Annotated in this window: 5 protein-coding genes; 2 read left to right on the plus strand and 3 right to left on the minus strand. The window is 61.6% G+C overall.

Translation table 11 applies throughout. The annotated features are described in order from the left end of the window. From kdsA to EN925_RS25315, 3 genes are all read right to left on the minus strand, one after another. Positions 1–686, minus strand: a 686-nt coding sequence (gene kdsA / locus EN925_RS25305) for a 3-deoxy-8-phosphooctulonate synthase (RefSeq protein WP_128337014.1), incomplete at its 3' end; no start/stop codon positions are given. Further along, a complete protein-coding gene (locus EN925_RS25310; protein WP_128337015.1) occupies positions 683–1570 on the minus strand; it encodes a VOC family protein in 888 nt (295 codons plus the stop codon). The genes EN925_RS25310 and kdsA, both read right to left, overlap by 4 nt. A 118-nt stretch (positions 1571–1688) precedes the next feature. Further along, positions 1689–1979, minus strand: a complete 291-nt coding sequence (locus tag EN925_RS25315; RefSeq protein ID WP_013531473.1) for a Dabb family protein — start codon at positions 1977–1979, stop codon at positions 1689–1691. A gap of 572 nt (positions 1980–2551) precedes the next feature. On the opposite strand from EN925_RS25315, the gene EN925_RS25320 reads away from it, so the two are divergent. Together EN925_RS25320 and EN925_RS25325 are read left to right on the plus strand one after the other, a co-directional pair. Beyond that, positions 2552–3808 (plus strand): cyclopropane-fatty-acyl-phospholipid synthase family protein, encoded by a 1257-nt coding sequence (locus EN925_RS25320; RefSeq protein WP_063168054.1) that lies wholly within the window; start codon positions 2552–2554, stop codon positions 3806–3808. Between the two features lie 137 nt (positions 3809–3945). Further along, on the plus strand, positions 3946–4257 hold a 312-nt coding region (locus EN925_RS25325; RefSeq protein ID WP_281040661.1), incomplete at its 3' end, for a glycerophosphodiester phosphodiesterase family protein.

Raw genomic sequence — 4257 nt, forward strand, 5'->3', positions numbered from 1 at the left:
CGCGCCAGCGTCTCGACAAAACGACGTTCACCGCCCGAGGAACCGCCCTGCCCGCCCGGCTGCTGCACCGAATGGGTCGCATCGAAGATCACCGGCGCGCCGATCTCTGCCATGACAGGCAAAGCGCGCATGTCGGAGACCAGCGTGTTGTAGCCGAAAGAAGCACCGCGCTCGGTGGTCAGCACATTGGCATTGCCGGATCCGGTGATCTTGGCGACGACGTTCTTCATGTCCCAGGGGGCAAGGAACTGTCCCTTCTTCACGTTGATGACCTTGCCGGTTTTCGCCGCGGCGACCAGCATGTCGGTCTGGCGCGACAGGAAAGCCGGAATCTGCAGGACATCGACATGCGGCGCCACGATGGCGCACTGCTCCTCGGTGTGGACATCGGTCAGCACCGGGAGCGAAAATTCCTTGCGCAGTTCGTCGAAGACGGGAAGTGCCGCGTCCATGCCGGCGCCGCGCGTCGCCGACAGCGAGGTGCGGTTGGCCTTGTCGTAGCTGGTCTTGTAGACGAGGCCTATTCCGAGCCTGCCGGTCAGTTCCTTCAGCGCGCCGGCCATGTCGAAAGCGTGCTGACGCGACTCGAACTGGCACGGGCCGGCGATCAGCGACAGAGCCGCCTTGTTGTCGAAGACGACATTGCCGACAATTACCGCTGAATTGGGCGCGACGGGCTTGTTCATTTGGTCTCCCGGAAGATGAAAGCCGCGCCCTGTCCGGGTGCAGGCTGCACGACAATATCATTGCCCGCTATATCGTGTTGGATGGAATTGGCCGCAAGCAGCCTCGATGTCACATCGGCGTTCCGAACCGAAAAGACCACCGCTGCGAAGCGTAGATCTGTCGGCGCGCCGGCCGGCAGGCCAAAGCGCGCGGTGAAAGCCGCGCGGTCAAGCATGCTCAAATCTGCATTCGGCAGGGAAAACATGCCGCCCTGCCTTTCGGCGGCCGGATTATCCACCGTGACAGAAATCAACTCATGCTGCTTTCCAGGCGCATCGCTGACCGCCAAGATCTCGACAATTCCGGTCGCGCCGTTGGCGTGGGCCTGCAAAGCCGCGCGGTCGACATCAGGCGCGTTGACCCGCTCGCAGGCAAACAGGAAGGCGTCCGTGGCTTCGGCTCCGGCCGCGAAAGCGAGCTTGAACGATGCGATGTCGCTCTTGCCGGCCGGGTCGGTGAAAGCGCGCGAAAAACCCAGCATGTCTCCAGCCGAGATGCCGGCATCGACATAGCGTGCATGGTCGGCATCGGCATTGCCCGTACCTAGAACAATGGCGGAAAACCCCTCGTCGCCGTTGCTGTCGCGATAGGCGCGATCACGCGTGACGAAGACATTGCCGTCCGCGATAGCCTTTGCCGCCACCTGCTCGTCGCCGCCCGCCAGCGGTTCGAGATACGTGCCGTCGGCCAGGAAAACACAGCAGTTTTCCGTTCCGAAGGGATGGATGCCGGTCGGGGCCACGACGAAGCCAAGCGCGGCGAGCCGGGCTCGCGCCACCTCAAGGCCCTGCGTTGGCAGCACCAGGTGATCGAGCGGATGAGTGCCAGTGATGGTTCGGGTCATGCAGCCGCGATGTGCATCATTCCGCAAATCGGTTCAAGACTTGATCGCAATCCCGGCCATTTCGCCCCCGCCAGTTCACCGGACGTCGAAAAAGGCACCAGTTGGGACAAAGCCTCGATCAGCTTCCGGCAACGACATCGGCGGAATAGCGCAGTTCGCGCATCGGTTTGACCTTGCTGGTGGTCTGCGCATAGAGCGGGTGCGCCTTGTAGGCGGCCAGCGCGGCGTCATCGGCGAACTCCGCATAGACGACCACGTCGACCTCGTCCGACAGCGGATCCACCTTGGTGTTGAGCGTGACCTCGAACAGGCTGGAATGAGGAATGTTGCCGAGCGCCAGCAAGCCGGTGCGCACAGCCTCGACATCCTCTTTTCGCCGCGCGCTGAAGAAAACGATATGCCGGATCAACCCCGCCTCCTCGATCAAAATGCTGGGGTCTTTTGTGACGGCAGGACGTTGGCGTCAATCGACTAGGATGTCGCGGCTGCCGCCACTGGAGTTAAGCTCTGCCGGTAACATATCGCACAACATGGCTAAGCTCTCTCACTGTTGTGTCGAGATAGCGGCCCTGATTGTACATGCCATCCCAGATCAGGAAAAACGCGATGGCGGCAATGACGATTACATAACGCATGGCTAGATCTATCGCACGAGCAATTCTGCGACCATAGGCGTTTTTTGCGCGCTCGGCCTTTGCTGTGCAAAAAAGCGGATTCTCGCTGGCGCAAGCATTCCGCGTGGCACAGCCCCGCTTGCGGCCTGCCTCTTGAAGTTTCGCCGCATGACGTGGAAGATCGCCGCAGGGATTCACTGGGAAGCGCTAAAGCTCTGGTAAAAGAGCGCGTGTTTCATTCGAGCCCGCCCGTCACTGAGCCGGTCAGCGCCCGGGACCGGCAACGGCGTTCGAAGCTGGCGAATGATCCAAGAGAACCGTGGCTCGGCAATCTGCCCCGACACCGCGGAAATCCAGGGGGCACGAGATGGCACAAAAGGAACTTTTTGGCGCAGCATTGAGCGACGCGGTCAGGCTCGATGAGTTCAATTTCGCCGAGATTGTCAAAGGTCTGCCGGCGAAAGCGCGCATGGTGCTGTCGGCGGCGATGAACCTGCCGCGCGGTTCGCTCAAGGTGAGGCTGCCGGACGGCCGCGCCGTCCTCGTCGGCGGCAAGGGACCTGGCCCAGATGCCGAACTGGTGCTGAAGAATTGGCGCTTGCCCGGCCGCGCCTTTTCCGGCGGCACGATCGGCGTAGCCGAATCCTACATGGACGGCGATTGGGAAAGCCCTGATGTGACCAGCTTCCTGGAGCTGTTCGTGGTCAATTCGGTCATTGGCGAGCGTATCGCGGGCGGCACCAGTTGGCTGATCAACACCGTCCAGCGCATCCGCCACTGGTTCAACCAGAACACCCGCACCGGTTCGAAGCGCAATATCTCGGCGCATTACGACCTCGGCAACGCCTTTTACAAGCAATGGCTCGATCCGAGCATGACCTATTCGTCGGCGCTCTACACGACCGGAGCCAACGACCTGGAAAGCGCCCAGGCCGCCAAATATCGCGCGCTGGCGAAAGACACAGGGATCGGCCCGAAGGACCATGTGCTGGAAATCGGCTGTGGCTGGGGTGGCTTCGCCGAATTCGCCGCACGCGAGATCGGCTGCCGCGTCACCGGGCTGACGATCAGCCGCGAGCAGCACGATTTTGCAACGGCTCGCATCGCCAAGGCTGGCCTTGCCGAAAAGGTCGACATCAAGCTGCAGGACTATCGCGACGAAACCGGCACCTATGACCGCATCGCCTCGATCGAGATGTTCGAGGCGGTCGGCGAGAAATACTGGCCGGTGTTTTTCGGCAAGATGAAGGCTTGCCTGAGACCCGGCGGCACCGCCGGCCTGCAGATCATCACCATCAACGAAGCCGCCTACGACACCTATCGCGCAAGGCCGGATTTCATCCAGCGCTATGTTTTCCCGGGTGGCATGCTGCCGACACCGTCGATCCTGAAGACACTGGGCAAGGATCATGGCCTTGCCCATCTGCGCGAGCGCGTGTTTCCGGATGACTATGCGCGCACGCTTGCCGAATGGCGCCACCGGTTCTGGGCGTCATGGGAGAAGATCGTCCCGCTCGGCTTCGACGACCGCTTCAAGAAGCTCTGGGAGTTCTACCTGCACTATTGCGAGGCCGGATTCCGCGCCAGCTACATCGACGTGCGCCAGGTGGTCTACAAGGCGTAAGTCGACACGTTCTTCGATTTCATTGCCGCCGACCAGGCGATATCGAGGATGATCTCGATGTCGCCGCCCGGTCGCCGTCAAAAAGTCCGATCGCAAAGCAGGATGCCGCGCAGGACGGACGAATCGGAAATCACTTGATGCGCAAACGGACGATCTTCTTCGGCATCATTGTTGTCGCCGCGGCGGGCATCTGGCTCAACAACACCTCGCTGTTGTCGAGCCGCCCCGCCGGCAAGCCGGAAGTGCTTGCCCATCGCGGCCTTGCCCAGGACTACGCACGGGAAGGCATGACGGGTGAGACGTGCACGGCCAGTCGCATGTTGCCGCCGCGCCATGCCTACCTCGAAAACACGATCCCCTCGATGGAAGCAGCCTTCGCGCTGGACGCTGACGCGCTCGAACTGGATGTTCACCCGACGACAGACGGCAATTTCGCCGTCTTCCACGAC

The organism is Mesorhizobium sp. M7A.F.Ca.US.006.04.2.1, assembly GCF_004022915.1.
GTDB lineage: Bacteria > Pseudomonadota > Alphaproteobacteria > Rhizobiales > Rhizobiaceae > Mesorhizobium > Mesorhizobium ciceri.